Raw genomic sequence first — 24,864 nt, 5'->3', positions numbered from 1 at the left:
TTGGCAATTTACAACGACCTGTCATTGAAAGGATAATTGATCCGGTATAAATAAGGTGGGCGGAAGCCTTGTTTGGCTATCAATTTACCCGCAGCAAATCACTGTATCTTGTTGTATAACGTGGTGAAAGCATGTCTCGCTTCATCGCCCACGGCTGCTGTATCCCTTGCCCGGCAAAGTAGAGCGTTCCTTTCCCCTTTTCAGCATTAAGAGTATCCAGTAGGTCCATCAATTTATCGCTGTTACGCCGCGGGGCGTTATTATCAAAAAGATTCAGCTGTGCAACGCCAGAGCTAAAAAAATCCCCCAGCATAACGCCCGCTTTTTGATAACGTAGCCCCTCTCGCCAAACGGCGTCCAGGCTGCGCGTGGCTGCTGTAATAATGTCCCGGCTATCCTGAGTTGGCGTCAGCAGTTTTATCGATGCGCTGTTACCGTAATAAGGTTCATTCAGGGCAAACGGACTGGTTTTGATAAACGTAGAGATAAACCGGCAGTACTGGTGTTCTCTGCGCAGCTTTTCCGCAGCACGTGAAGCATAGGTGCAAATGGCCTCTCTCATGGCGTTGTAATCCGTGAGTTTTTCACCAAACGATCTTGAGCAGATAATTTCCTGCTTATCCGGCGCAAACTCTTCCAGCGCCAGACAAGGTTCACCACGCAATTCCCGGACGGTTCGCTCAAGCACGACGCTGAAATGTTTACGAATGAAGCGAATATCGGTATCCGCCAGGTCGAGAACCGTTTTAATGCCCATGACGTCCAGTTTTTTGCCGATACGGCGTCCGATGCCCCAGACTTCATCAACCGGGAGTGCTGCCATCAGCTTACGCTGGCGTTCAATATTTGAGAGATCCACGACTCCGCCCGTCTGTTCCTGCCACTTTTTGGCCGCATGGTTCGCCAGTTTGGCCAGGGTTTTGGTCTGAGCAATGCCGACCCCAACCGTGAGACGTGTTTTCTGCAAAATGGTTGCTCTGATTTCCTGACCAAAATCCGTAAGATCCCTGCAGTTTCGCACGCCCGTTAAATCACAAAAGGCTTCATCAATACTGTATATCTCCACGCGTGGCGACAACTCCTCCAGAATCGACATCACCCTGCTGCTCATATCCGCATACAGTTCGTAGTTCGAACTAAAACAGAACACGCCATAGCGCCTGAACAGATCTTTCTGTTTGAAGTACGGAGCGCCCATATTAACGCCAAGCGCCTTTGCCTCTACGCTACTGGCAATAACGCAACCATCGTTATTTGAAAGAACGACAACGGGCTTCCCTTTCAGATCAGGCCGGAATGCCGACTCACAACTGGCATAAAACGCGTTAACATCCACCAGTGCAAACATCATCAGCCCGCAGCTTTAATGATAAATGTCACCACGCCAAATATATCCAGCGTGTCCTCGCTGCTAATCATGATCGGCGCGTAGGCGCTGTTCTCTGGCTTCAGCATCACAACCGGATGTAATTGCAGGCGTTTAACGGTGAATTCGCCCTCAACGGCGGCAATAACGATGTCTCCATGGGCAGGTTTTCTGGCGCTGTCGACAATCAGTAAATCACCCTCGCCGATCCCTGCTCCCCTCATAGAGTCGCCAGATGATTTAACAAAATAGGTTGCGCTGGGATGCCGTACCAGCAGGTCATTGAGGTCGATACGTTTCTCAACGTAGTCCTGCGCAGGAGATGGAAAACCGCAGGGCACAAGATCGCTAAATAACGGAAAGTGTTTAATTTCGCGGCGTTCCGCAGGCTGGAAAAACAACATAATAATCTGCCTCTCATTTACTGTATTTATATACAGTAGTTTTAATAAGAGCAGCAATCAAGTAGCGAGTGTGATGAACTGGACGTTGTTTAACCATCTTGCCGGTAAGTTTTTATGATGTCTGGAAAAATAATCGGCTAAAAAAATGCCCCGCATTTGCGGGGCATTACATCAGGAGCGTTTTCGCGGCATCATGCGCAGCAGCGTATTGTCCTTCCAGAAATAGTGGTGCATCAGGGCCGCAGCGGCATGCAGAGCAATAACAAAATAGCCCAGATTTGCCAGCGTCACGTGCCAGGACTTCAGCATATCCACTACATCAAAATTGGCCTCTGCCGCATGCGGCATAACGATGCCGAATGCAATCCACGGGTTACCCCGGTTGTACATCATCACCAGTCCAATAATCGGCAGAACAATAAACAGCAGATAGATAACCAGATGCCCCAGATGCGCCATTCCGGTCATCATCGGCTTCGGTTTTGGCACAATCGGCGGTGCCGGATATTTTAGCCTGACCAGCAGACGCGCCACCATCAGCGTTAAAATAGTGATGCCACAGGATACGTGCACCATGTTAAATAAGGGACGATAGCTGCGCGGGAAAAATCCGCGAAACTCCATAGCGCTGTAGGCCACAATGACCAACAAAAAGACCAGCCAGTGAATGCCAATTTGCAGGCCAGAATACTTATTCCCCATAACACTTCCTGAATAAAAACAATAATGCGTCACCATAACGGGCTTTTGTTAAAAATTCATTAACTTTTGCTCACCCGGCTTATTCTTATGGATCGCCAGCAAAGTGTGAGAATTGCGCCGGGTGGCGTACAGGCTCACCCGGCGAAAACTTAGGACTGCAGATACACCACCTGCGTTTGCAGATATTCGTTCAGACCGTGTTTACCGTCAGCTCCGCCAATCCCGGACTTGCGCCAGCCAGCATGAAAGCCCTGCATCGCCTCGAAGTTTTCACGATTAATATAGGTTTCGCCAAACTTCAGCCCTTTGATCGCCTTCATCGCCGTATTCAGATTCTGCGTATAGATCGATGAGGTCAGACCGTAATCGCTGTCATTGGCCATCGTCAGCGCCTGTTCCAGCGTATCAAACGCTACCACCGGTAGCACCGGACCAAACGTCTCCTCGTGCATAATCGCCATCTCCTGGCGCACGTCTAACAGTAACGTCGGTGGATAGTAATACCCTTTGCCGGAAACAGCCTTACCGCCCAGCACCACTCTGGCGCCTTCCTGCACCGCTCGTGCAACTTTCTGTTCTACACGCTCCAGCGCAGCGGCGTTAATCAGCGGCCCCATTGCAATATCATTGCGCTCAGCCGGATTGCCAAACTGCACGGCTTTCATCGCCTCACCCAGACGATTGACGAATTGGTCATAAATACCTTTCTGAACGTACACGCGCTCGGCACAGTTGCATACCTGTCCGGTGTTGATCACCCGCGAGTCAACAATTGCCTTTACGGCCAGTTCAAGATCGGCATCATCCATCACGATAGCCGGGGCCTTGCCGCCCAACTCCAGACAAACTTTGGTGATATTTTTAGCCGCCGCAGCCATAATTTTCTCACCCGCCCCGACGCTACCGGTCATGCTCACCATGGCCACCTTCGGGTTTGCGGCCAGCGCCTGACCGACCGTTTCACCACGTCCCAGCACCAGATTAAATACGCCGCGCGGCAAGCCAATATCATCAACAATTTTGGCAAAGGCGATGGCGTTATTCGGTGTAAATTCACTCGGCTTAATGACAATGGTATTACCCGTCAACAGTGCGGGAGCCAGTTTGCGGGCAATCAGGAAAAATGGAAAGTTCCACGGCAGAATGCCCGTAGTCACGCCCAAAGCGCGCTTAAACAGCAGAATATTCTCGCCCGGACGATCGCTTTGCAGGATCTCGCCTTCATAGCGACGCGCCCACTCCGCCATATAATCGATATAGTCGGCGGTAAACGAGACTTCGACCTCAGCCAGTTGCTGTATTTTCCCCCCCTCCGCCACAATCAGGGCGCTGATTTCACTGGCTCGCTGACGGATACCCGCAGAAATTTTGCGTAACCAGTTCGCCCGTTCAATGGCAGGCAGCGCTTCCCATTGCGGCTGAGCGCGCTGTGCAGCATCGATCGCTTTACACGCATCCTCGGCACGTCCATCGGGAATACGTGAGATCACCTCTTCCGTGGCAGGATTGACGACATCAATCCAGGCATCATCGTGCCAGGTCACAAACTGCCCATCGATATACATAGGATGTTGTACGGGTACTGACATGCGGCTCTCCTGTGATTGATTTGTTTTTAACAAGTAAAACTATTGTTAATTAATATCAATCATGCAGGTCGTATTATGGCTGGAGTGGCTGTTCTGTGAGCGGCTTCATAAAAGCGTCTGGCAAAGTGATGATGAAGGGAAAAAACAGGTGTGATTTTTGCCCGTTTGCCGCAAAACGCCGACAAACGGGCAACAGGAATTACAGAGAGCGGCTCTCCAGTAAGTCAGTCAGCACGATGTCATTTTGCAACTGCTGCCAGGCTTGCTCAACGTTCTGAGGAATATCAACATGGGCGATAAAATCGCGGCCGCACGGCCCATAACCGGTGGCATCATCACGCAGGCGAGGAAGTTCACCGGTTATGAGAGACAGATAGCGATCCACTGACCACAAACCTTCTGCTGCTGGCACAAAATCCACGCCGTCTTGCTGTTGGGCCAGCTCAGGGATGAATCCAGGGAAACTCAACCAGCGCGGCGCATGCGGCTCATCGCGGGTTACGCGCTGAAAGGTTGCCATCGTGCGACGTTGCATAGTGGGATCCTGTACCACAATGACGGTATGAATACTTTCCGTCGCCTGATTCAATAATGCACAGCTAAAACGGGCATTCTCACCGCAGTTTGTTGACTGGTCTTCCACCCAAATCTTCTCCCCCGGGATTTGCCAGAACTGATGTGCGATATCGGCAAGGATCGCCGCTTCCGCGCGCCCGGTGGTACGAATGATGTTGTAACGAGGATGCTCTGCAATCGCGTCATACAGAAATCGTGTGGAGTGACCGATGCCACCGCTAATCAACAAGGGAACCTGTTGCTCTTTCGCGATCCGGCAGGCGGCGTCGATGGTCGGAATAACCGCGTTCCCTGCCAGAATCACGCAATCTGACTGAACGGTGATATTCCCCGTAAAATCATTCTGCGCCAACCATCGCCCTACGGTATTGATCGCCGCAAGCGTGGTTGCGGAAAGTGTCGGAAACTGGCTCATACTCATGACTCCTGATCTTAATACTTTATCGGGTTGCATACCGGGCGGTGACGTCACCTTACCCGGTATGCTGTCTGGTACCGATTTATCCCGAAATCTGCTCCATCGCCTGCAAAATACGTTTATCGGAAATCGGATACGGCGTACCAAGCTGCTGGGCAAAATAGCTGACGCGCAGCTCTTCTATCATCCAGCGGATCTCTTTGACATCGTCATCTTCACGGCGCGCGGGAGGCAGTTTATTGAACCACTGCTGCCAGGCCTGCTGCACGCTATCCACTTTCAGCATCTGCGCACGGTCACGATGCGGATCGATAGCCAGTTTTTCCAGACGCTTTTCGATAGCCTGCAAATAACGCAGCGTATCGCCCAGACGCTTGAAACCATTGCCGGTAACAAATCCACGGTACACCAGCCCGCCCATCTGCGATTTGATATCCGCAAGCCCCAGCGCCATGGTCATATCCACGCGCCCTTTCAGACGTTTGTTGATATTAAACACCGCGGTCAGGATCTGTTCGACCTGCTTAGCAATATCCACCACCGTATCGTTCAGTTCAGCCCGCACTTTCTCATGCAGCGCCGCAAAGCCTTCTTCGGTCCACACCGGACCACCGTTGGCGTCGATCAATTGATCCACACCACAGGATATACAGTCGTCAATCAAATCCAGCACTTTACCGTACGGGTTAAAATACAGCCCCAGCTTGGCTTTGTTGGGCAGTTTCTCATGCAAATATTTGATTGGTGAAGGAATATTCAGCAACAACAGACGGCGTAAACCGCACCACATCGCCTGCTGTTGCTCCAGCGGGTTATCAAACAGTTTGATGGCAACGCTGTCACGCTCATCCACCAGCGCTGGCCAGGCTTTTACCTTATAGTTACCGCGTTTTTGCTCGTAACTCTCCGGAAGCTGACCGAAGCTCCAGATGTGCAACCCGCTCTGTTCGATACCGTCATCCGCCACCGCAGACAATGTTTCCTGAACTTTACCCTTCAGTGCGTCTTTCAGATCCTGCAGCGAACGTCCTTCCTGCAGCTTTTTGTTCTTATCATCCACTACCCGGAAGGTGATTTTTAGGTGATCGGGCACCTGATCCCAATGCCAGTCTTCACGGTCAACGGTCACGCCGGTCATGCGGCGCAGTTCACGCTCCAGCGAGTCGAGCAGCGGCAGTTCCAGCGGCGTGACGCGGCCTAAAAACGCTTCCGCATAGTTCGGCGCGGGCACAAAGTTGCGTCGTACCGGTTTCGGCAGAGACTTAATCAGGGCGATCACCAGTTCACGGCGCAGCCCCGGAATTTGCCATTCGAAACCGCTCTCTTCGATCTGATTGAGCAGCGGGAGCGGAATATGTACGGTCACACCGTCCGCATCGGCTCCGGGTTCGAACTGGTAACTTAACCGTAGTTTGAGATTGCCCTGATGCCAGAAGTTCGGGTAATCCAGCTTACTGATTTTTTCCGCGCCCTCTTTGATGAGCATGCTCTTTTCAAAGTTGAGCAGATCCGGCGTTTCACGGCTGATCTTTTTCCACCAGCTGTCAAAGTGACGCGCGGAGACTACATCATGGCTGATGCGTTGGTCGTAAAACTCAAATAGCGTCTCATCATCAACCAGAATGTCGCGACGGCGCGATTTGTGCTCTAACTCTTCCACCTCAGCGCGTAACTTCAAATTGTCACGGAAAAACGCATGGCGCGTTTGCCAGTCGCCTTCCACCAGAGCATGGCGGATGAACAGTTCACGCGACAACGCGGGATCGATCTGGCTGTAGTTCACCTTACGGGCTGCAACAATCGGTAAACCGTAGACGGTAACCTTTTCTGTTGCCATCACTGCGCCCTGCGCACGTTCCCAGTGCGGTTCACTGTATGAACGTTTGATCAGATGCTGGGCAACCGGTTCGACCCATTCAGGATCGATACGTGCAGCAATACGTCCCCACAGGCGGCTGGTTTCCACCAGCTCCGCTACCATCGTCCACTTCGGCGGTTTTTTAAATAGACCAGAGCCCGGGAAGATCGAGAAGCGAGCGTTACGCGCCCCGGTAAATTCCTGTTTATCGGCATCTTTCATCCCGATATGTGACAGTAAACCGGTCAGCAACGCGACGTGGATCTCTCTGTATTCAGCGGGTTCGCTGTTAACAGGAATCCCCAACTCTTTCACCACCTGGCGCAGTTGCGTGTAGATATCCTGCCATTCACGCACGCGCAGGTAGTTCAGAAAATCAAGTTTGCACTGACGACGGAACTGGTTTGACGACAGCGCTTTCTGCTGCTCGCCGAGATAGTTCCACAGATTCACAAATGCGAGGAAATCAGACTCTTTGTCGTGGAAACGGCGATGCTTCTCGTCGGAGGCCTGCTGCTTATCCATCGGGCGCTCGCGCGGATCCTGAATAGACAGCGCCGAGGTGATAATCATCGCCTCACGTACGCAGCCATGTTTTTGCGCTTCCAGCACCATGCGCGCCAGGCGTGGATCCACCGGCAGTTGCGAGAGCTGACGGCCCAATGGCGTCAGTTTGTAAGCGGTTGCCTGTTCGTCGGTGGTTATCGCCCCCAGTTCTTCGAGCAGGCGTACACCGTCCTGAATGTTACGTTTATCCGGTGCTTCAACAAACGGAAACGCCGCGATATCGCCCAGCCCCAAGGCGGTCATCTGCAAAATAACGGACGCCAGGTTGGTACGCAGGATCTCCGGGTCGGTAAACTCCGGGCGCGACAGGAAATCGTCTTCGGAATACAGACGAATACAGATCCCCTCCGAAACACGACCGCAACGGCCTTTACGCTGGTTGGCAGAGGCCTGCGACACCGGTTCAATCGGCAAGCGCTGAACTTTGGTGCGGTAACTGTAACGGCTGATACGCGCAGTACCCGGATCAATCACATACTTGATCCCCGGAACGGTCAGCGAGGTTTCCGCCACGTTGGTCGCCAGCACGATACGGCGACCGCTGTGCGACTGGAACACACGGTTCTGCTCGCTGTTGGAAAGACGCGCATATAGCGGTAGCACTTCGGTATGGCGCAAATCCAGCTTATTCAGCGCATCGGCGGTATCGCGGATTTCGCGCTCGCCGCTCATGAAGATCAAAATGTCTCCCTGACTTTCACGGCCTAACTCATCTACGGCATCAAAAATTGCCTGCAATTGGTCACGCTCGGTGTCATCTGCGTCTTCAACAATTGGACGATAGCGAACTTCCACCGGATAGGTTCGACCAGAGACTTCGATAATCGGTGCATTATTGAAATGCTTTGAAAAACGCTCCGGATCGATGGTCGCCGAAGTGATGATAATTTTTAGATCCGGACGGCGCGGCAGAAGCTCTTTCAGATAGCCGAGCAGAAAATCGATATTCAGGCTGCGCTCATGCGCTTCATCGATGATGATGGTGTCGTACTGCATCAGCAGCCGATCCTGCTGGATTTCCGCCAGCAGGATACCGTCCGTCATCAGCTTAACCATGGTGTTGTCGCTGACATGATCGCTAAAACGGACTTTATAACCGATACAACCGCCCGGCTCGGTTTGCAGCTCTTCTGCAATACGGTTCGCCACGGTACGCGCCGCCAGACGACGCGGCTGGGTATGGCCGATCAGCCCTTTTACCCCGCGCCCGAGCTCCATACAGATTTTGGGTAACTGAGTGGTTTTCCCTGACCCCGTTTCCCCGGCGACAATCACCACCTGGTTATCGCGGATCGCTTCCAGAATATCCTGTTTTTTCTGACTGACGGGCAGGTTTTCCGGGTAGCTGATGACCGGACGCGCGGCTTCACGCAGCACAACTTTACCTGCAGCATGATCAATCTCTTTTGCCATCTCCTGGTAAATGGCCTGTTGTGCATCAGGATTTTTAACCTTCTTCACGCCCTGCAGGCGGCGGGCAAAACGCTGTCTGTCACGCAGCATCAGTGAATCCAGCTGTTGCTGCAACATGTTGAAGGTTAATTTTTGTTGTTCTGTCATAGCGTTAAAAGGCAGTGCTCTGCCGGGTTAAATCTCTTTTAGATGATAGGTATAGAGTACCACATCAGCGCTTTTCATGTGTTGTTCAATAATTTCGAACATAGGATTCGATATATTGCGCTATCACTGCGACAGGATTGTGAATAAAGTGTCAACAAGCAACGGGGCACTCCCCCTTCAAACACATAAAAGGAAACACCCATGAGCAAGGTATTAGTTCTTAAATCCAGTATTCTGGCAGGGTACTCTCAGTCTGGTCAGTTGTCTGATTATTTTGTTGAACAGTGGCGTGAAAAGCACTCCGCTGATGAAATCACCGTCCGTGACCTGGCTGCAAATCCTGTTCCGGTACTGGATGGCGAACTGGTGGGTGCGCTGCGCCCGAGCGATGCACCGCTGACACCGCGTCAGCAGGAAGCGCTGGCGTTGTCCGATGAGCTGATTGCTGAGCTGAAAGCGCATGATGTGATTGTTATCGCCGCGCCGATGTATAACTTCAACATCCCAACCCAGCTGAAAAACTATTTCGATCTGATTGCCCGCGCAGGTGTGACTTTCCGTTATACCGAGAAAGGTCCGGAAGGTCTGGTGACGGGTAAACGCGCAGTCGTATTGACCAGCCGTGGTGGTATCCATAAAGATACGCCGACCGACCTGATCACGCCGTATCTGAACGTATTCCTGGGCTTTATTGGCATCACCGACGTGAACGTCGTCTTTGCTGAAGGCATTGCGTACGGCCCGGAAGTGGCGTCCAAAGCGCAGTCCGATGCGAAAGCCGCTATCGACAGCGTCGTCGCTGCCTGATAATTCACCCTCTCACCATCCGGTGGGAGGGTTTCTCCAGCATTTACTTCTTTACCTGCACCTGTTTGCCGTGAATGCGGTTAATATCACGCCAGATGGTTGCATAATCTCTGCACTTCGCCAGATTCTCTTCCCAGCAATGCAGCAAAAATTGTTCTGGCTCGGCAACATCCCGGCTTAACAGCTTGAATATCCAACGATTCCAGACATACCACTTGAAAAGCCACATGATTTCACTCCGCAACGCGACCGGTGTTGAACTATATCAGCCTCAGTTTGATGCCGTGTGGCAACTATTGCGATGTCGATGAATAAGTCAGCGTCGTGCCTCTCCGGTTGTGTGCAGAGAAGATTTATTATTTTCTCAACCACTTACCATTGATGCCCTGGACGTACTCCCCTGGTTTAGCCCGAGCGACCAGCTTTTGTCCGGCCATTTTCGCCACTTCATCTGGAGGAATGTTATTGCTCTCAGCCAGTTGCTGATAGCTGGCGCTGCGTGCTTTATTAATCTCACTCACCAGCGCCTGCGTTTCGGCGTCGGTTTGCAATGCCACCAGATAACCATTAAGCGTTTCGCCCACCCGCCCCTGGGATCTGGCTTCATTCAAGGTCAATGCCCACACATTGCCACTGAATAAACTCAATGCCACCAGGATCACTGCAAGCTGTTTTTTCATCGTGACCTCAGAACAAATCGCTGCGCGATTTTAATAAGCTCTCAACGTCTTTATCGACTTTGATATGGATCTCATGCTCGATTTTGACGTTCATATTAATAGTGATCGGCTCTTTAGGCGCAGCCACTTCGATTCTGGGTGTGCACCCGATCAGCAGAGATGAAGCCAGCAGACCCAGCATGGCAGCTATCGTTTTCATTGTTGTTCCTCACATTCCTTGCCTTCCGGGCAATGGGATTCCGGCAGCGCTGCATTTTGTTCAAGCCATGCCTGTAAATTGTCGCCAAAACGCAAACTACGCCATAGCGTAAAGACGTTTTCCTCATGGGTGTAATTCAAATTAACCGTCCCCACTTTGCCATCCACCCGGCTATTGCCAGTTACGGTTGCCTGCATGGTTAAGACACCGAGATTATCCAAATTTATTTTCGTCCAGGAATGGCTTATTTCCATATAACGCAGCCAGTTAATGGCCGCACCGGCTGCCATATTATCTTTGACGACGGCATCCGCCGTGTCTTTATCAATACGCAGCGTCATAGGTCCCGGGTTGGTCAGCCAGCCGTCTTTAATGATCCACTTTTCGTTATCCAGCCACAACGGCAACGCACCGCTGACCGGGCCAGACATGGCGAATTGCTTGGGATTAACCGCGCTGATAAGCTCGCTGGAAGAGATATTCTGCACCCGTAATAATGCCGGATCGTGCTGCGGCATCCGCAGTTGTTGCATGATGACTTTGCCCCCCAGCAGTTCGGCGCTGACATCGCTTAACAGTAACGGATTGTCTTCACTCCAGGGATACGCCCCCTGTAGATCGGCGGCGATATTTTTCACCGTCACCTGATTCACCACTTCCGCAATACGCAGTGAAATAGGTCCACGCGTACCCAGTTGCCATGCGCCTTCACTAAACCGGAAAGGCAACACAAAATCGACGCCATTAATTTGGTTATCGGGCATCCAGGCGCTACCGCCTTTTAATACCCCATGGCCGCCCGCTTCAAAGCCCTGTTCCGGGGCAGCCGAAAACGCAACCTGCGCATACAGTTCACCTTCACGTAGCTTCATTTTCCAGTCTGGTGGGATGAGAGGTTGGAATACGGTGAGCGATTGTTTTGGCCACCAGGCCTGTCCGCGCAGGCGGATCCCGTCCCAACGACCATTTACCTGTACTGAACCTATCGCGCCCGCGTGAAGCTGTCCTTTAAACTGGAAAATCGTCGGGTCGGTGCCTTCCACGCTAAACTTCAGGGTTGACGGCGGTAACACGCTCCCCCCGGTAAAAGTGGTGTTCCCTGCGTCCAGCGACAGCGCGCCGCTAAAAGTCGGTTTGTTGGCATCCCGTACCCAGACGATCGGCTCGTCCATCACCAGGCGTGGGGTTTCCACCTTCATAGTGCCGTATTGCAGGTGGTCAAATCCGGTGGAAAGATCAAAAAGCTTCAGGGTGTTGTCATGCCATTCGCCCTTACCCGCCACGTCCCAACGCGCATGCATTGGCGTAAAGCTGCCTTTGCCCCAGTACCGCCACTGCCAGCGACCCGCGTCAGGGAGAAAATCATTTGCCAGACCATCCAGATGCAATTCAAAACCGCCCATCTGGTTTTCATGCGCGCGCAATATAGCCTGCAGACGGCCATCTACGCCGCGCTGCGTTACTTTTACGCCCGCCAGCGGCCAGCGAATTTCGTCAATATCCAGCGAGTCAATCACCCGTCCACGCGAACGCAGCAGCGCTCCTGGCTCGAAAGCCAGCTGCGGGTCGTTCAGGCTTCCGGTGAGTCTGGCGGGTAATTTGGCGTAGAAGATCAGGTCACCCTGTTTCGCCTCGCCTATCAACTGTAACGGCATATCGCTACTATCCACACCCAGCTTACCCGGCCCCAGCGTTAATACGGCGTTTCCTTTACCTGCATCGCCTTGGGTCAGTATGTTCAGACGCCCGCTCACCACCGCATTTTCCAGCCCGGCCTGCCAGTTTTCAACTTTCATGCCCAACCGCCCGCTGAGCGGGAATCCCTGATAAGGCCAGTTCCAGCGACCGTCGCTGATGGTTAATTGCTGGCGGGTTATTTCCCACGGAAGATCGAGCAACGGATCGGCATTGTCCCGCGCCACGACGATCAGTTGTCCGCTGTTTTCTTGCCACTCCAGTTCGGCGTCCACCAGTGAGGGCTCCTGCGGCAAGCTCAGAGTAGCAACCGCATGACCGCTCACCGGTAGTCCATCAGGAACCAGCGGCATGGTAAATTCACCGACCAGTTTTACCGGCGGTTGCCCTTCAAACGCGGCTATATCCAGCTCATTTACCGTGAGATTTTGCCCGTGCAGACGCCCCTGGAATTTCACTTTTTCACCCTGGTAGCGCAGTTGCTGGGTCGATGGCGTTAGCGAGAGAGACAGTTTTCCCTGCCACTCCTGCCAGGGGGAGAGAATAACTTTGTCGATGTTAATCCAGGTATTGGGCAGCATCGATTGCCATTCAGCCAGCGTTTTGGGCGCTGCCGGAGACGCTTCTGTCTGCGGTAATTTAGCCAGGCAAGCGGAATCCAGCTCAATAGTCCCGACATTGAGCAACCAGCGGCTGGGATGGGAAAGATCGGCCTGAGTAATGCGCGCTAGCGGGCAATCATCGACCAGATAGCGGAGTTCCGGGATATGCAGCCCATGCCGTGTCAGCCGTGGGCTCTCATCCAGCGCGATGCGCGTGCCAACAGGTAACCAGACGCCCACCAGCGTAGGAACCCACAGGCCAAGCGTCATGACCAACGTCAGCGGCACGAGAATCAATAACAAGAGAAGTGCCAGAGCGGCTTTATATTTACCCTTCATGGGTAGTTAATATCCTGATTTAGCGAAAATTTAAGCCGATTTAGGCCAGTATTGTGGCATGTTTAACAGGATATGCCCACATTAAGAATAAATTCCCATGAAGTATATGCACTATTTATCAATCAACGAGAATCAATAAAATAATAATCAATTCAATAAGATAGTGCATTATTTTATATGGCACGCTGTTACACGTGCCGTCGGGAATATAAAGAACTCAGACTCAATGAGGCCTCAGTTCTCCATCGCTATGTTTAGGTCCTAAACGACCAGCTTCTATCAGAATTTCCTCAATGAGCTCTTCGAGGCACTCCCTACCATGATGATCGCAGACCAGATGTACCTGCCGGGAAATCTCCTCAGGTTTCATACCATCACATAATGCCGCCTTAAGCATTAAGGTGGCCCATCGCTTTGCTTCAGAGTGAGTTAACATGACCCCTCCCGATATTTGCTACCTGTATAAGCGTAGCTGTCTGGATGTGATTCGGCTGGCTTTTTACCTGCATCGATTACGGGTATTAAGTTGGACGGAAAAATATCCAGTTGTTGAAATTGAGTAACCTGCCCACACTAACAACAGATGCGCTGAAATTATTCATTACGCCTATGACTATCAATAACTTTTTAGATTTTGTAAAATAATTTGAATTGGATTAATGTGACGTCAAAATCACTGGAGAAAGTCTTATGAAACTCGCCATCTATAGTACAAAACAGTACGACAAGAAGTATCTGCAGCAGGTTAACGAGGCTTTTGGTTTTGAACTTGAATTCTTTGACTTTCTGCTGACGGAGAAAACAGCCAAAACAGCCCATGGCTGTGAAGCCGTCTGTATCTTCGTCAACGACGATGGCAGCCGCCCGGTTCTGGAAGAGCTGAAAAAGCATGGCGTGAAATATATTGCGCTGCGTTGCGCCGGCTTCAATAACGTCGATCTCGACGCGGCAAAAGAGCTCGGCCTGCAGGTCGTCCGTGTGCCAGCCTATTCACCGGAAGCCGTCGCTGAACATGCGATTGGCATGATGATGACGTTGAATCGCCGTATTCACCGCGCCTATCAGCGTACTCGTGATGCCAACTTCTCCCTTGAGGGGCTGACCGGCTTTACCATGTATGGCAAAACGGCTGGGGTGATCGGTACCGGTAAGATTGGAATTGCGGCACTGCGGATCCTGAAAGGTTTTGGGATGCGCCTGCTGGCGTTTGATCCCTACCCAAGCGCTGCCGCACTGGAGTTAGGCGTTGAATATGTCGATCTTAAAACGCTGTTCGCGGAGTCCGATGTCATCTCCCTGCACTGTCCGTTAACGCCGGAGAATTATCACCTGCTCAATCACGAAGCCTTTGAGCAAATGAAAAATGGCGTGATGGTTATTAACACCAGCCGCGGGGCATTGATCGATTCACAAGCCGCTATCGATGCGCTGAAAAACCAGAAAATTGGTTCTCTGGGTATGGACGTGTATGAAAACGAACGCGACCTGTTCTTTGAAGATAAATCCAATGACGTGATTCAGGATGATGTGTTCCGCCGCCTGTCGGCCTGTCATAACGTGCTGTTCACCGGTCACCAGGCGTTCCTGACTGCCGAAGCATTGACCAGCATTTCTGAGACCACGCTGCAAAATCTGGCACAGATCTCCAAAGGCGAAACCTGTCCAAACGCCCTCTTCTAATCCCTGTGCTCCCCTGGATTCAGGGGGGCATTTTCAGATAATCACCGATGCTAAAATCTTCAGTATCATTATTATATTGAATGTATTCCCGTCACAAACGTAGAGAAATTGAATGAAAAAAGTTGTCACGTTGATTGCGCTCAGCATGCTGATGGCTGGCTGTGTGAGCAATGGAAAAGTTTCCGTCAATCGCGAACAGTTGCAGCATCACCGCTTCGTTTTGCAGAGCGTGAATGGTAAAGCCGTCACCGTCGCTAATAACCAACCCGAATTGAGTTTTGGCGAAAACATGACGGTATCGGGAAAGATGTGTAATCAATTCCACGGTCAGGGCAAACTGTCCGACGGCGAGTTGAAGGTTAAAGATATGGCGATGACCCGCATGATGTGCGCCGATCCGCAGCTTAACGCGCTCGACGGGATCGTCAGCGACATGTTTAAGCAAGGCGCACAGGTCGATCTGACTGCTGACCAGTTAACACTGGCAACAGCAGAACAAACGCTGACGTATAAACTCGCGGATTTAATGTAGGAAACGCGGTGGCTTAATAGTTGCCACAGCTTCCGGCGGCAAGCGACTGCTCACTACAGCGTTTGCCGTTGGGTAACGCACACATTCCGATAGCTGAACCATCAAGCTGACGGGCAACGGAGAGCGAACCACCAATCATGGAGCAATTAGCTTCTCCAGAACTGGACATTGCGGCCTTCATCCCCGGTGCGACATGCGCGGCGGTTGCCTGCTGAACAGGTTCACTACTACAAGCCGATAATAATAACGCGGCACACCCTACCCAAAACGCTGCGCGCATCTTACTCCCCTCTGAATATTAACCAAACGACACAGCCATAAATAATAGGCAGCGGAAACACCGCCGTCGAGAGGCAATATGCGCATTTATGCGCACTGTTTACATTTTCTGGCAATTTTTTGGCTGCTCCTTTGATCAAACCATTCATTCTGTTTATTCGGGGGACACAAAAGCGAAAATCTGTCTTTAGCGCTTTTGCTAAACTAAAAGGATAACTACAGGATTCGCCGCTGTTACGCGTGTCCCTTTTTTTGCGCAATGTAAGGGTGTCAGTATGATCACAATTGACGGTAATGGTGCGGTTGCTTCGGTCGCATTTCGTACCAGCGAGGTTATCGCCATCTACCCGATTACGCCCAGTTCGACGATGGCTGAACAGGCGGATGCCTGGGCCGGGAACGGGCTTAAAAACGTGTGGGGGGATACCCCTCGTGTCGTAGAAATGCAGTCGGAAGGCGGTGCGATAGCGACCGTTCACGGCGCGTTGCAGACCGGTGCGCTCTCTACGTCGTTTACTTCATCGCAGGGCCTGTTGCTGATGATCCCGACGCTGTACAAACTGGCTGGTCAGTTGACTCCGTTTGTGCTGCACGTTGCGGCGCGTACGATTGCCACTCACGCATTATCCATCTTTGGCGATCATTCCGACGTGATGGCGGTGCGCCAGACGGGATGCGCAATGCTGTGCGCCAGCAGCGTTCAGGAAGCACAAGACTTTGCGCTAATTTCGCAAATGGCCACCCTGAAAAGCCGGGTCCCGTTTATTCATTTCTTTGATGGTTTTCGCACATCGCATGAAATTAATAAAATAGTGCCGCTGGCCGATGACACAATCCTCGGGCTGATGCCGCAGGCAGAAATCGATGCTCATCGCGCGCGCGCGCTCAACCCGGAGCATCCGGTTATTCGCGGTACGTCTGCGAACCCGGACACCTACTTCCAGTCACGCGAAGCAACAAACCCGTGGTACAACGCGGTTTACGATCACGTAGAACAGGCGATGAACGATTTCGCTGCTGCGACAGGCCGTCAGTACCAGCCATTTGAATACTACGGTCATCCGCAGGCAGAACGCGTCATTATTTTGATGGGCTCGGCGATTGGAACCAGTGAAGAAGTCGTCGAAGAGCTGCTGGCACGCGGCGAGAAAGTTGGCGTTCTGAAAGTGCGTCTGTTCCGCCCATTCTCTGCCAGACATTTACTGCGCGCTCTGCCGGAAACGGTACGGAGCATCGCCGTCCTGGATCGCACCAAAGAGCCCGGCGCGCAAGCTGAACCGTTGTATCTGGATGTAATGACCGCGCTGGCGGAAGCCTTTAACTGCGGCGAACGAGAAACGCTGCCGCGCGTGATTGGCGGGCGTTATGGACTTTCTTCTAAAGAGTTTGGCCCGGACTGCGTCATGGCGGTCTTTAATGAACTGAGTAGCGCGAAGCCGAAATCTCGCTTTACGGTCGGTATCTATGATGATGTCACCAACCTGTCGCTACCGTTACCGGAAAACACCCTTCCCGGTACCGCGAAGCTCGAGGCACTGTTTTACGGGCTGGGCAGTGACGGTAGCGTGTCGGCCACCAAAAACAACATCAAGATTATCGGTAACTCTACGCCGTGGTATGCGCAGGGTTATTTCGTCTATGACTCGAAAAAAGCAGGCGGTCTGACGGTTTCTCACCTGCGCGTTAGTGAACAACCTATTCGCTCAGCGTATCTGGTGTCGCAAGCCGATTTTGTTGGTTGTCACCAGTTGCAATTTATCGATAAGTATCAGATGGCTGAGCGCCTGAAACCTGGCGGTATATTCCTGCTTAATACCCCGTACAGTGTGGATGAAGTCTGGACACGTCTGCCGCAGGAAGTTCAGGCTGTTCTGAATCAGAAGAAAGCGCGTTTCTACGTGATTAATGCGGCCAAAATCGCCCGCGAGTGCGGTCTGGCTGCACGTATTAACACCGTTATGCAGATGGCGTTCTTCCATCTGACGCAAATCTTACCAGGCGACAGCGCTCTGGCTGAATTGCAGGGTGCGATTGCGAAAAGCTATAGCAGTAAAGGGCAGGATCTGGTTGAACGTAACTGGCAGGCGCTGGCCCTGGCGCGTGAATCCGTCGCCGAAGTGGCACTTCAGCCGGTTGACTTACATAGCGCTAATCGCCCACCGGTGGTTTCTGATGCTGCACCTGATTTCGTGAAAACCGTCACCGCGGCGATGCTCGCCGGTCTGGGCGATGCCCTCCCCGTTTCAGCGCTGCCGCCAGACGGCACCTGGCCGATGGGCACCACGCGTTGGGAAAAACGCAATATCGCCGAAGAGATCCCCATCTGGAAAGAAGAGCTGTGTACCCAGTGTAACCACTGCGTAGCCGCTTGCCCGCACTCGGCTATCCGCGCCAAAGTGGTTTCACCAGAAGCGATGGAAAATGCCCCTGCCAGCCTGCATTCTCTGGACGTGAAATCACGCGATATGCGCGGTCAGAAATATGTCCTGCAGGTTGCGCCAGAGGATTGCACCGGGTGTAATCTGTGCGTCGAAGTATGCCCGGCGAAAGATCGCCAGAACCCGGAGATCAAGGCCATCAATATGATGTCGCGCCTTGAGCACGTGGAAGAAGAAAAAGTTAACTATGACTACTTCCTCAATCTGCCGGAAATCGATCGCACTAAACTGGAACGCATTGATATTCGTACCTCGCAGTTGATAACGCCGCTGTTTGAGTACTCTGGTGCCTGTTCTGGCTGTGGTGAAACGCCGTATATTAAATTGCTTACGCAGTTGTACGGCGACCGCATGCTGATCGCCAATGCGACCGGCTGTTCATCAATTTATGGCGGTAACCTGCCCTCAACGCCTTATACCACCGACGCCAATGGTCGCGGGCCTGCGTGGGCAAACTCCCTGTTTGAGGATAACGCCGAGTTTGGGCTGGGCTTCCGCCTGACGGTGGATCAGCACCGTGTACGCGTCATGCGTTTAGTGGAACAGTTTGCTGATAACATTCCGGCTGAACTGAATGACGCCCTGCACGCTGAAGCAACGCCAGAGGTGCGCCGTGAGCAAGTTGCAGCACTGCGCCAGCACCTGAAAGATGTCGACGGCGCACAGCAGTTGTTAACCGATGCCGATGCGCTGGTCGAGAAATCTATCTGGCTGATTGGCGGTGATGGCTGGGCTTACGATATTGGTTTTGGGGGACTGGATCACGTCCTGAGCCTGACCGAGAACGTCAATATTCTGGTACTGGATACTCAGTGTTACTCCAATACAGGTGGACAAGCGTCGAAAGCTACGCCGCTCGGGGCCGTCACTAAATTTGGTGAGCATGGCAAGCGCAAAGCTCGCAAAGATCTTGGCGTCAGTATGATGATGTACGGGCACGTGTATGTTGCACAAATCTCTCTGGGCGCGCAGTTGAACCAGACGGTGAAAGCTATCCAGGAAGCGGAGGCCTATCCAGGTCCGTCGCTGATTATCGCCTATAGCCCATGTGAAGAGCATGGTTACGATCTCGCACTAAGCCATGATCAGATGCGTCAGCTCACGGCAACCGGGTTCTGGCCGCTGTACCGCTTTGATCCACGTCGAGCAGATGAAGGTAAGCTGCCGCTGGCGCTGGACTCTCGCCCACCGTCAGACGCCCTGGCCGAAACATTGCTTAACGAGCAGCGCTTCCGTCGCCTGAATGCCCAACAGCCAGAAGTCGCAGAACAGCTCTGGAAAGACGCCGCAGCCGATCTGCAAAAACGCTACGACTTCCTTGCGCAGTTGGCAGGAAAAGCGGAAAAGAGCGGTACCGAGTAATGCGTTTATCTCAGTATTAACCTGGAACCCCAAAAAAAAAGCCCGAACAGTTGTTCGGGCTTGTCAATTTATTCGCTGGCTAATTAATAATAGCTATCAATACGTCAACGAAAAATAAAACGTGACAATAAAGGCATATAACACGCGCAGAATAGCCCAACACACTTAAATTGTATAATTTTTATTTTATATATTTACCAACAATACATTCACCACAATTATCATCATTTCCGTAGAATTATTTCTTTAAGGTTTTACTTAAGGCGTAACAATTCATATTTATCCCTTTACGGAACTTCTCCTTTAGCATGCTTTTACTCCCTACATGGGTAGTCACAGGTTAATAAAAAAACTAAAGGATTATTTCAATGAACAGAAAAGTACTGGCTCTCGTAATTCCTGCCCTGCTGGCTGCAGGCGCTGCTCACGCTGCTGAAGTTTATAATAAAGACGGCAACAAATTAGATCTCTATGGCAAAGTAGACGGCCTGCATTATTTCTCTGATGACGCTAACAGTGATGGCGATCAGACTTATATGCGTATGGGCTTCAAAGGCGAAACTCAGGTTAACGATATGATCACCGGTTACGGCCAGTGGGAATATCAGGTTCAGGCTAACGGCACCGAAGGTGATAAAGGCGACTCCTGGACTCGTCTGGCATTCGCAGGTATTAAAGTCGGCGACTACGGCTCATTCGACTACGGCCGTAACTACGGCGTAATGTACGACGTTGAAGGCTGGACCGATATGCTGCCGGAATTCGGTGGCGACTCTTACACCAAAGCAGACAACTTCATGACCGGTCGTGCGAACGGCGTGGCGACCTACCGTAATACCGACTTCTTTGGTCTGGTTGACGGTCTGAATGTGGCGTTGCAGTATCAGGGCGCGAACGAAAATCAGTCACCAGAGCAGGAAGGTACCAATAACGGTGGCGACGATCGTAACATGAAGAACTCCAACGGTGACGGCTTCGGTATCTCCTCGACCTACGATTTGGGTATGGGTGTAAGCTTCGGTGCAGCATATACCTCTTCTGACCGTACTAACGAGCAGGTTAACGATTCTACCGCGGGCGGTGATAAAGCTGACGCGTGGACAGTCGGTCTGAAATACGACGCGAACAACATCTATCTGGCAACCATGTACTCCGAAACCCGCAACATGACCCCTTATGGTGGCTCAAACGGTAGTGATAATACGATTGCCAACAAAACTCAGAACTTTGAAGTGACTGCACAATACCAGTTCGACTTCGGTCTGCGTCCGGAAGTTTCTTTCCTGATGTCTAAAGGTAAGGATCTGGGTGTAAACGGATCTGATGGCGACCAGGATCTGGTGAAATATGCATCCGTAGGCGCTACTTACTACTTCAACAAAAACTTCTCCACCTATGTTGATTACAAAATCAACCTGCTGGATGAAGATAAAAACTTCTACAGCCAAAACGACATCTCTACCGATGACGTAGTAGCACTGGGTATGGTTTACCAGTTCTAATCCGTCAGCCCGCTGGCAACAGCGGGCTCTCTTTATGTTCTAACAATTCTGTTTTATCCAGATCAAAACATTATATCTGTTGCGCTAAAACACATCTCTGATAGATGATATTAGACTGGCCCCCTGAATCTCCAGACAGTTGGTATCACTTAAGTTAGTGATAGTCTTAATACTAGTTTTTAGACTAGTCGTTGGAGTCCGGATGATTGATGTTTTAGGTCCAGAGAAGCGCAGACGTCGCAGCATTCAGGAAAAAATTGCCATTGTTCAGAAGAGCTTTGAACCCGGCATGACGGTGTCGCTGGTCGCCCGTCAGCATGGTGTCGCTGCCAGTCAGTTGTTCCTGTGGCGCAAGCAGTACCAAGAAGGCAGCCTCATAGCCGTTGCCGCAGGAGAACAGGTTGTGCCCGCGTCGGAACTGGCATCTGCGATGAAGCAAATCAAAGAGCTGCAGCGCCTGCTGGGCAAGAAAACCATGGAAAACGAGCTGCTGAAAGAAGCCGTTGAATATGGTCGACAAAAAAAGTGGATAGCGCACGTGCCCTTGTTGCCGGAGGATGGCGAATAAGCCTTGTCAGCCGTTGCCTCCGGGTGTCGCGTGCGCAGTTACACGTCATTCTCAGACGAACCGATGACTGGAAGGATGGGCGCCGCAGCCGTGGCACTGATGATACGGATGCGCTTGCCCGTATACACCATGTTATCGGAGAGCTGCCCACGTATGGTTATCGCCGGGTGTGGGCTCTGCTCCGCAGACAGACCGAACTTGATGGTGCGGCAGTGATCAACGCCAAACGTGTTTACCGGATCATGCGCCTGAATGCACTGCTGCTTGAGCGTAAACCCGCCGTCCCCCCATCGAAACGGGCACATACCGGCAGAGTGGCCGTGAAGGAAAGCAACCAGCGGTGGTGCTCTGACGGGTTCGAGTTCCGCTGTGATAACGGTGAAAAACTGCGTGTCACGTTCGCGCTGGACTGCTGCGATCGTGAAGCACTGCACTGGGCGGCCAGCACGGGCGGCTTCGACAGTGAAACTGTACAGGACGTCATGCTGGGAGCGGTGGAGCGTCGCTTCGGCAGCGGCCTTCCGGCGTCGCCGGTGGAGTGGCTGACGGATAACGGTTCCTGCTACCGGGCGTATGAAACACGGCAGTTCGCCCGGATCGTGGGTCTTGAACCGAAAAACACGGCTGTGCGGAGCCCGGAGAGTAACGGAATAGCAGAGAGCTTCGTAAAAACGATAAAGCGTGACTACATCAGTATCATGCCTAAACCCGACGGGTTAACGGCAGTAAAGAACCTTGCGGAAGCGTTCGAGCATTATAACGAATGGCATCCGCATAGTGCGCTGGGTTATCGCTCGCCACGGGAATATCTGCGGCGGCGTACCAGTAATGGGTTAAGTGATAACAGGTGTCTGGAAATATAGGGTCAAATACAGATATCTTGCATTAAGACCTGTAGTAGAGGATACCTGCAATGAATCATCATCCTGTAAAATCATCCCGTATTGCATCCGTCGGCTATGACGAATCCTCCCGCACGCTAGAAATTCGCTTTCACCAGTTGGCTACTCTGCAATATCAGCATGTCCCTGCTCGTATTTTTCGTGATTTCCTGAGCGTCGTTTCTAAAGGTCGATTTTACGATGGAGTAATAAAAGGAAAGTTTCCCGAAATAAAAATAAAGTGATGCCAAAATGTGATCTTTGTCATTGTACATAAAGTGCCATTACGCGGTAAGCTTTGGGTGGATACTTAAACAGGAGGTTTTATGAACAGAACGATTCTTGTACCCATCGATATTTCAGACTCAGAATTAACTCAACGTGTTATTGCCCATGTTGAAGCAGAGGCAAAAATTGACGATGCACAGGTTCATTTTTTGACCGTAATTCCGTCACTGCCCTATTATGCTTCCCTGGGATTGGCCTACTCGGCAGAGTTACCGGCCATGGAAGATCTGAAAGCCGAAGCAAAATCTCAACTGGAAGAGATTATCAAGAAGTTCAATATCCCAACGGACAGAGTGCACATTCATGTCACAGAAGGTGCGCCAAAAGATAAGATTCTGGAGATGGCCAAAAAATTACCGGCTGATATGGTCATTATTGCCTCACATCGACCTGACATCACCACCTACCTGCTGGGGTCTAACGCCGCAGCCGTGGTGCGTCATGCGGAGTGTTCGGTACTGGTAGTCCGCTAAGCTGTCTGGCCCGCACATCGCTGCGGGCTTTTTGTTTCTACCTCTTATACCCCACCCCACGATTCCTGTCCTAAATGTGCTGACATTTTTCCCGCTTATCCGTACCATACACGCCACAGTTTTTATATCAGACTTCTTTTGCCGGACTATCCGGCGTGATGCATACTCTTCTGATGCCACACTATGAATTGAGCCTCTATTAAATGTCGCAAAATCAAGATATTAGCAAGAAAGAGCAATACAACCTGAACATGAAGGATTAAAAAACGTAGCTAATTGATAAGACTATTTTTTATCGAATAATCAAAAAGATAAGCGTGTAAATAGACCCGTTTTAGTTCCATGCTTTTTTTGAGATCCCGGCCAAATAATGGTGTTGTCGATATTCCTCCGGTGTCATATTGTTCAGTGATTCATGCGGGCGTTCACAGTTATATTCTGATTACCATTTCTCCGTGATTTCCCGCACTTCATTCAGCGTTCTGAACAGATAAAAATCGAGTATTTCTGTACGGTATGTCCGGTTAAAGCGCTCAATAAAAGCGTTCTGCGTCGGCTTACCCGGCTGAATAAACTCCAGTTTTACGGCATGTTTCTCTGCTCATTCAGCCAGTGCCAGAGAGATAAATTCCAGACCATTATCCATGCGCAGCATGACCGGATAGCCGCGATTTGCGGCTATCCAGTCGAGCTCGCGGACCACTTGCAGAGCTGGCAGATTCAGATCGATTTCAATCGACAATGCCTCACGGTTAAAGTCATCAACAACATTGAATGTGCGAAAACGATGGCCACAGACCAGAGCATCATGCATAGAATCGACAGACCAGCTCTGGTTCAGCGCTTCAGGCGTGGCCAGTGGCGAGGGATTACGCACCGGCAACCGTTGTTTGCTCTTACGGCGAAAATTCAGCTCCAGCAGAAAGTAAATATGTGATTCCACGGGTATCCCTGCCGCCGCAGAACCTGGAAAAGTTTCGGAAAACCGTATCGTGGGTATCGCTCTGCCACTTCCTGCAACGCGACAATAACGGGTTCGTCACGCGTGGTATCTGGGCGGTAATGGTAAACCGTTCTGCTCAGGTTCAGACTCCGGCAGGCCTGACGGATACTGAGTCCAAACGTCGTTATCAGATGAGTGACCAGCTCACGCTTAAAGGCTGGTTTTAAAGCTTTTTTTCGATAACGTCTTTCAGCGCCCGGTTCTCATCCTCAAGATCCTTGATTTTTTAATATCAGAAGCCTCCATACCGCCGTATCTGGACTTTCAGTTGTAGTAGGTGGCTTCAGAGATACCGGTCTCCCGGCAGACATCCTTAACAGTTCGTCCGGCTTCAACCGACTTAATCACGGCGATGATCAGATGCTCAGTAAAACGGGCTTTACGCATAGCGATCTCCTTTGTTGGCAGATTGATTATGCCGGAGGATCTCTAAATGTGAATGGCACGATTATGCGGGAGACTTACAGGCAGACGCGTATTTGAATAAAAACCCCGT

19 protein-coding genes and 1 pseudogene are annotated in these 24,864 nt (G+C 51.4%); 8 read left to right on the top strand and 12 right to left on the bottom strand.

The window, feature by feature from the left end:
• Positions 1-79: 79 nt before the first annotated feature.
• The 6 genes from HV311_RS11590 to hrpA all read right to left on the bottom strand — a co-directional run bounded on the left by HV311_RS11590 (position 80) and on the right by hrpA (position 9,040).
• Positions 80-1,348, bottom strand: a complete 1,269-nt coding sequence (locus HV311_RS11590; protein ID WP_029139549.1) for a Y-family DNA polymerase — start codon at positions 1,346-1,348, stop codon at positions 80-82.
• Between the two features lie 2 nt (positions 1,349-1,350).
• A complete protein-coding gene (locus HV311_RS11585; RefSeq protein ID WP_016153176.1) occupies positions 1,351-1,770 on the bottom strand; it encodes a translesion error-prone DNA polymerase V autoproteolytic subunit in 420 nt (139 codons plus the stop codon).
• 171 nt (positions 1,771-1,941) lie between these two features.
• Entirely contained in the window at positions 1,942-2,472 is a 531-nt protein-coding gene (gene cybB, locus HV311_RS11580) for a cytochrome b561 (protein WP_019076843.1), read from the bottom strand.
• Positions 2,473-2,621: 149 nt separating this feature from the next.
• Positions 2,622-4,061, bottom strand: a complete 1,440-nt coding sequence (aldA, locus tag HV311_RS11575; protein ID WP_016153178.1) for an aldehyde dehydrogenase — start codon at positions 4,059-4,061, stop codon at positions 2,622-2,624.
• Positions 4,062-4,260: 199 nt separating this feature from the next.
• Positions 4,261-5,052, bottom strand: a complete 792-nt coding sequence (locus HV311_RS11570) for a YdcF family protein (RefSeq protein WP_047417340.1) — start codon at positions 5,050-5,052, stop codon at positions 4,261-4,263.
• Positions 5,053-5,137: 85 nt separating this feature from the next.
• Positions 5,138-9,040 carry an ATP-dependent RNA helicase HrpA gene (gene hrpA, locus HV311_RS11565; RefSeq protein WP_047498566.1) on the bottom strand — a complete coding sequence of 1,301 codons (3,903 nt, stop codon included), beginning with the start codon at positions 9,038-9,040 and terminating at the stop codon, positions 5,138-5,140.
• A 201-nt stretch (positions 9,041-9,241) separates the two neighbouring features.
• On the opposite strand from hrpA, the gene azoR reads away from it, so the two are divergent.
• Positions 9,242-9,847, top strand: a complete 606-nt coding sequence (azoR, locus tag HV311_RS11560) for an FMN-dependent NADH-azoreductase (protein ID WP_006684422.1) — start codon at positions 9,242-9,244, stop codon at positions 9,845-9,847.
• A gap of 43 nt (positions 9,848-9,890) precedes the next feature.
• Here azoR and HV311_RS11555 read toward each other — a convergent pair whose 3' ends face one another.
• From HV311_RS11555 to HV311_RS11540, 4 genes are all read right to left on the bottom strand, one after another.
• Positions 9,891-10,076, bottom strand: coding sequence for a hypothetical protein (locus tag HV311_RS11555; RefSeq protein WP_016153181.1), 186 nt, complete (start codon positions 10,074-10,076; stop codon positions 9,891-9,893).
• A gap of 127 nt (positions 10,077-10,203) precedes the next feature.
• A complete protein-coding gene (locus HV311_RS11550; protein ID WP_049041608.1) occupies positions 10,204-10,527 on the bottom strand; it encodes a YdbL family protein in 324 nt (107 codons plus the stop codon).
• A gap of 7 nt (positions 10,528-10,534) precedes the next feature.
• Positions 10,535-10,726: a YnbE family lipoprotein gene (locus HV311_RS11545; RefSeq protein WP_016156612.1), complete on the bottom strand. Its 192-nt coding sequence runs from the start codon at positions 10,724-10,726 to the stop codon at positions 10,535-10,537.
• Positions 10,723-13,362, bottom strand: coding sequence for a YdbH family protein (locus tag HV311_RS11540; protein WP_191221112.1), 2,640 nt, complete (start codon positions 13,360-13,362; stop codon positions 10,723-10,725). The genes HV311_RS11545 and HV311_RS11540 overlap by 4 nt, the downstream gene beginning before the upstream one ends.
• A 690-nt stretch (positions 13,363-14,052) precedes the next feature.
• Between HV311_RS11540 and HV311_RS11535 the strand changes: the two genes are divergently transcribed.
• Both HV311_RS11535 and hslJ read left to right on the top strand, forming a co-directional pair.
• Positions 14,053-15,042, top strand: a complete 990-nt coding sequence (locus tag HV311_RS11535) for a 2-hydroxyacid dehydrogenase (protein ID WP_003833196.1) — start codon at positions 14,053-14,055, stop codon at positions 15,040-15,042.
• Between the two features lie 112 nt (positions 15,043-15,154).
• Positions 15,155-15,574, top strand: coding sequence for a heat shock protein HslJ (gene hslJ / locus HV311_RS11530; RefSeq protein WP_046274558.1), 420 nt, complete (start codon positions 15,155-15,157; stop codon positions 15,572-15,574).
• Positions 15,575-15,587: 13 nt separating this feature from the next.
• Here hslJ and HV311_RS11525 read toward each other — a convergent pair whose 3' ends face one another.
• The gene (locus tag HV311_RS11525; RefSeq protein WP_191221111.1) at positions 15,588-15,854 is read right to left on the bottom strand and encodes a putative hemolysin; all 267 of its coding nucleotides are present in this window, start codon (positions 15,852-15,854) and stop codon (positions 15,588-15,590) included.
• Positions 15,855-16,128: 274 nt separating this feature from the next.
• Here HV311_RS11525 and nifJ point away from each other — a divergent pair, with 274 nt between their 5' ends.
• From nifJ to uspF, 5 genes are all read left to right on the top strand, one after another.
• A complete protein-coding gene (gene nifJ / locus HV311_RS11520; RefSeq protein WP_191221110.1) occupies positions 16,129-19,653 on the top strand; it encodes a pyruvate:ferredoxin (flavodoxin) oxidoreductase in 3,525 nt (1,174 codons plus the stop codon).
• 368 nt (positions 19,654-20,021) lie between these two features.
• Positions 20,022-21,155, top strand: a complete 1,134-nt coding sequence (gene ompC, locus HV311_RS11515; RefSeq protein ID WP_016156616.1) for a porin OmpC — start codon at positions 20,022-20,024, stop codon at positions 21,153-21,155.
• A gap of 202 nt (positions 21,156-21,357) precedes the next feature.
• A protein-coding gene (locus HV311_RS11510) for an IS3 family transposase (RefSeq protein ID WP_163428417.1) occupies positions 21,358-22,586 on the top strand; the annotation gives its coding sequence in 2 pieces (ribosomal slippage) (positions 21,358-21,673 and positions 21,673-22,586; 1,230 coding nt in all).
• Between the two features lie 50 nt (positions 22,587-22,636).
• Positions 22,637-22,849, top strand: coding sequence for a KTSC domain-containing protein (locus tag HV311_RS11505; protein ID WP_043016208.1), 213 nt, complete (start codon positions 22,637-22,639; stop codon positions 22,847-22,849).
• 81 nt (positions 22,850-22,930) lie between these two features.
• The gene (gene uspF / locus HV311_RS11500; RefSeq protein ID WP_075848160.1) at positions 22,931-23,365 is read left to right on the top strand and encodes a universal stress protein UspF; all 435 of its coding nucleotides are present in this window, start codon (positions 22,931-22,933) and stop codon (positions 23,363-23,365) included.
• 334 nt (positions 23,366-23,699) lie between these two features.
• Here the strand turns inward: uspF and HV311_RS11495 are convergent.
• Positions 23,700-24,755, bottom strand: a pseudogene (locus tag HV311_RS11495) (IS3 family transposase).
• Positions 24,756-24,864: the final 109 nt, after the last annotated feature.

This window comes from Citrobacter sp. RHBSTW-00881 (genome assembly GCF_013728515.1).
Lineage (GTDB): Bacteria > Pseudomonadota > Gammaproteobacteria > Enterobacterales > Enterobacteriaceae > Citrobacter > Citrobacter braakii.
This window is presented reverse-complemented; position numbering and strand designations above follow the sequence as displayed.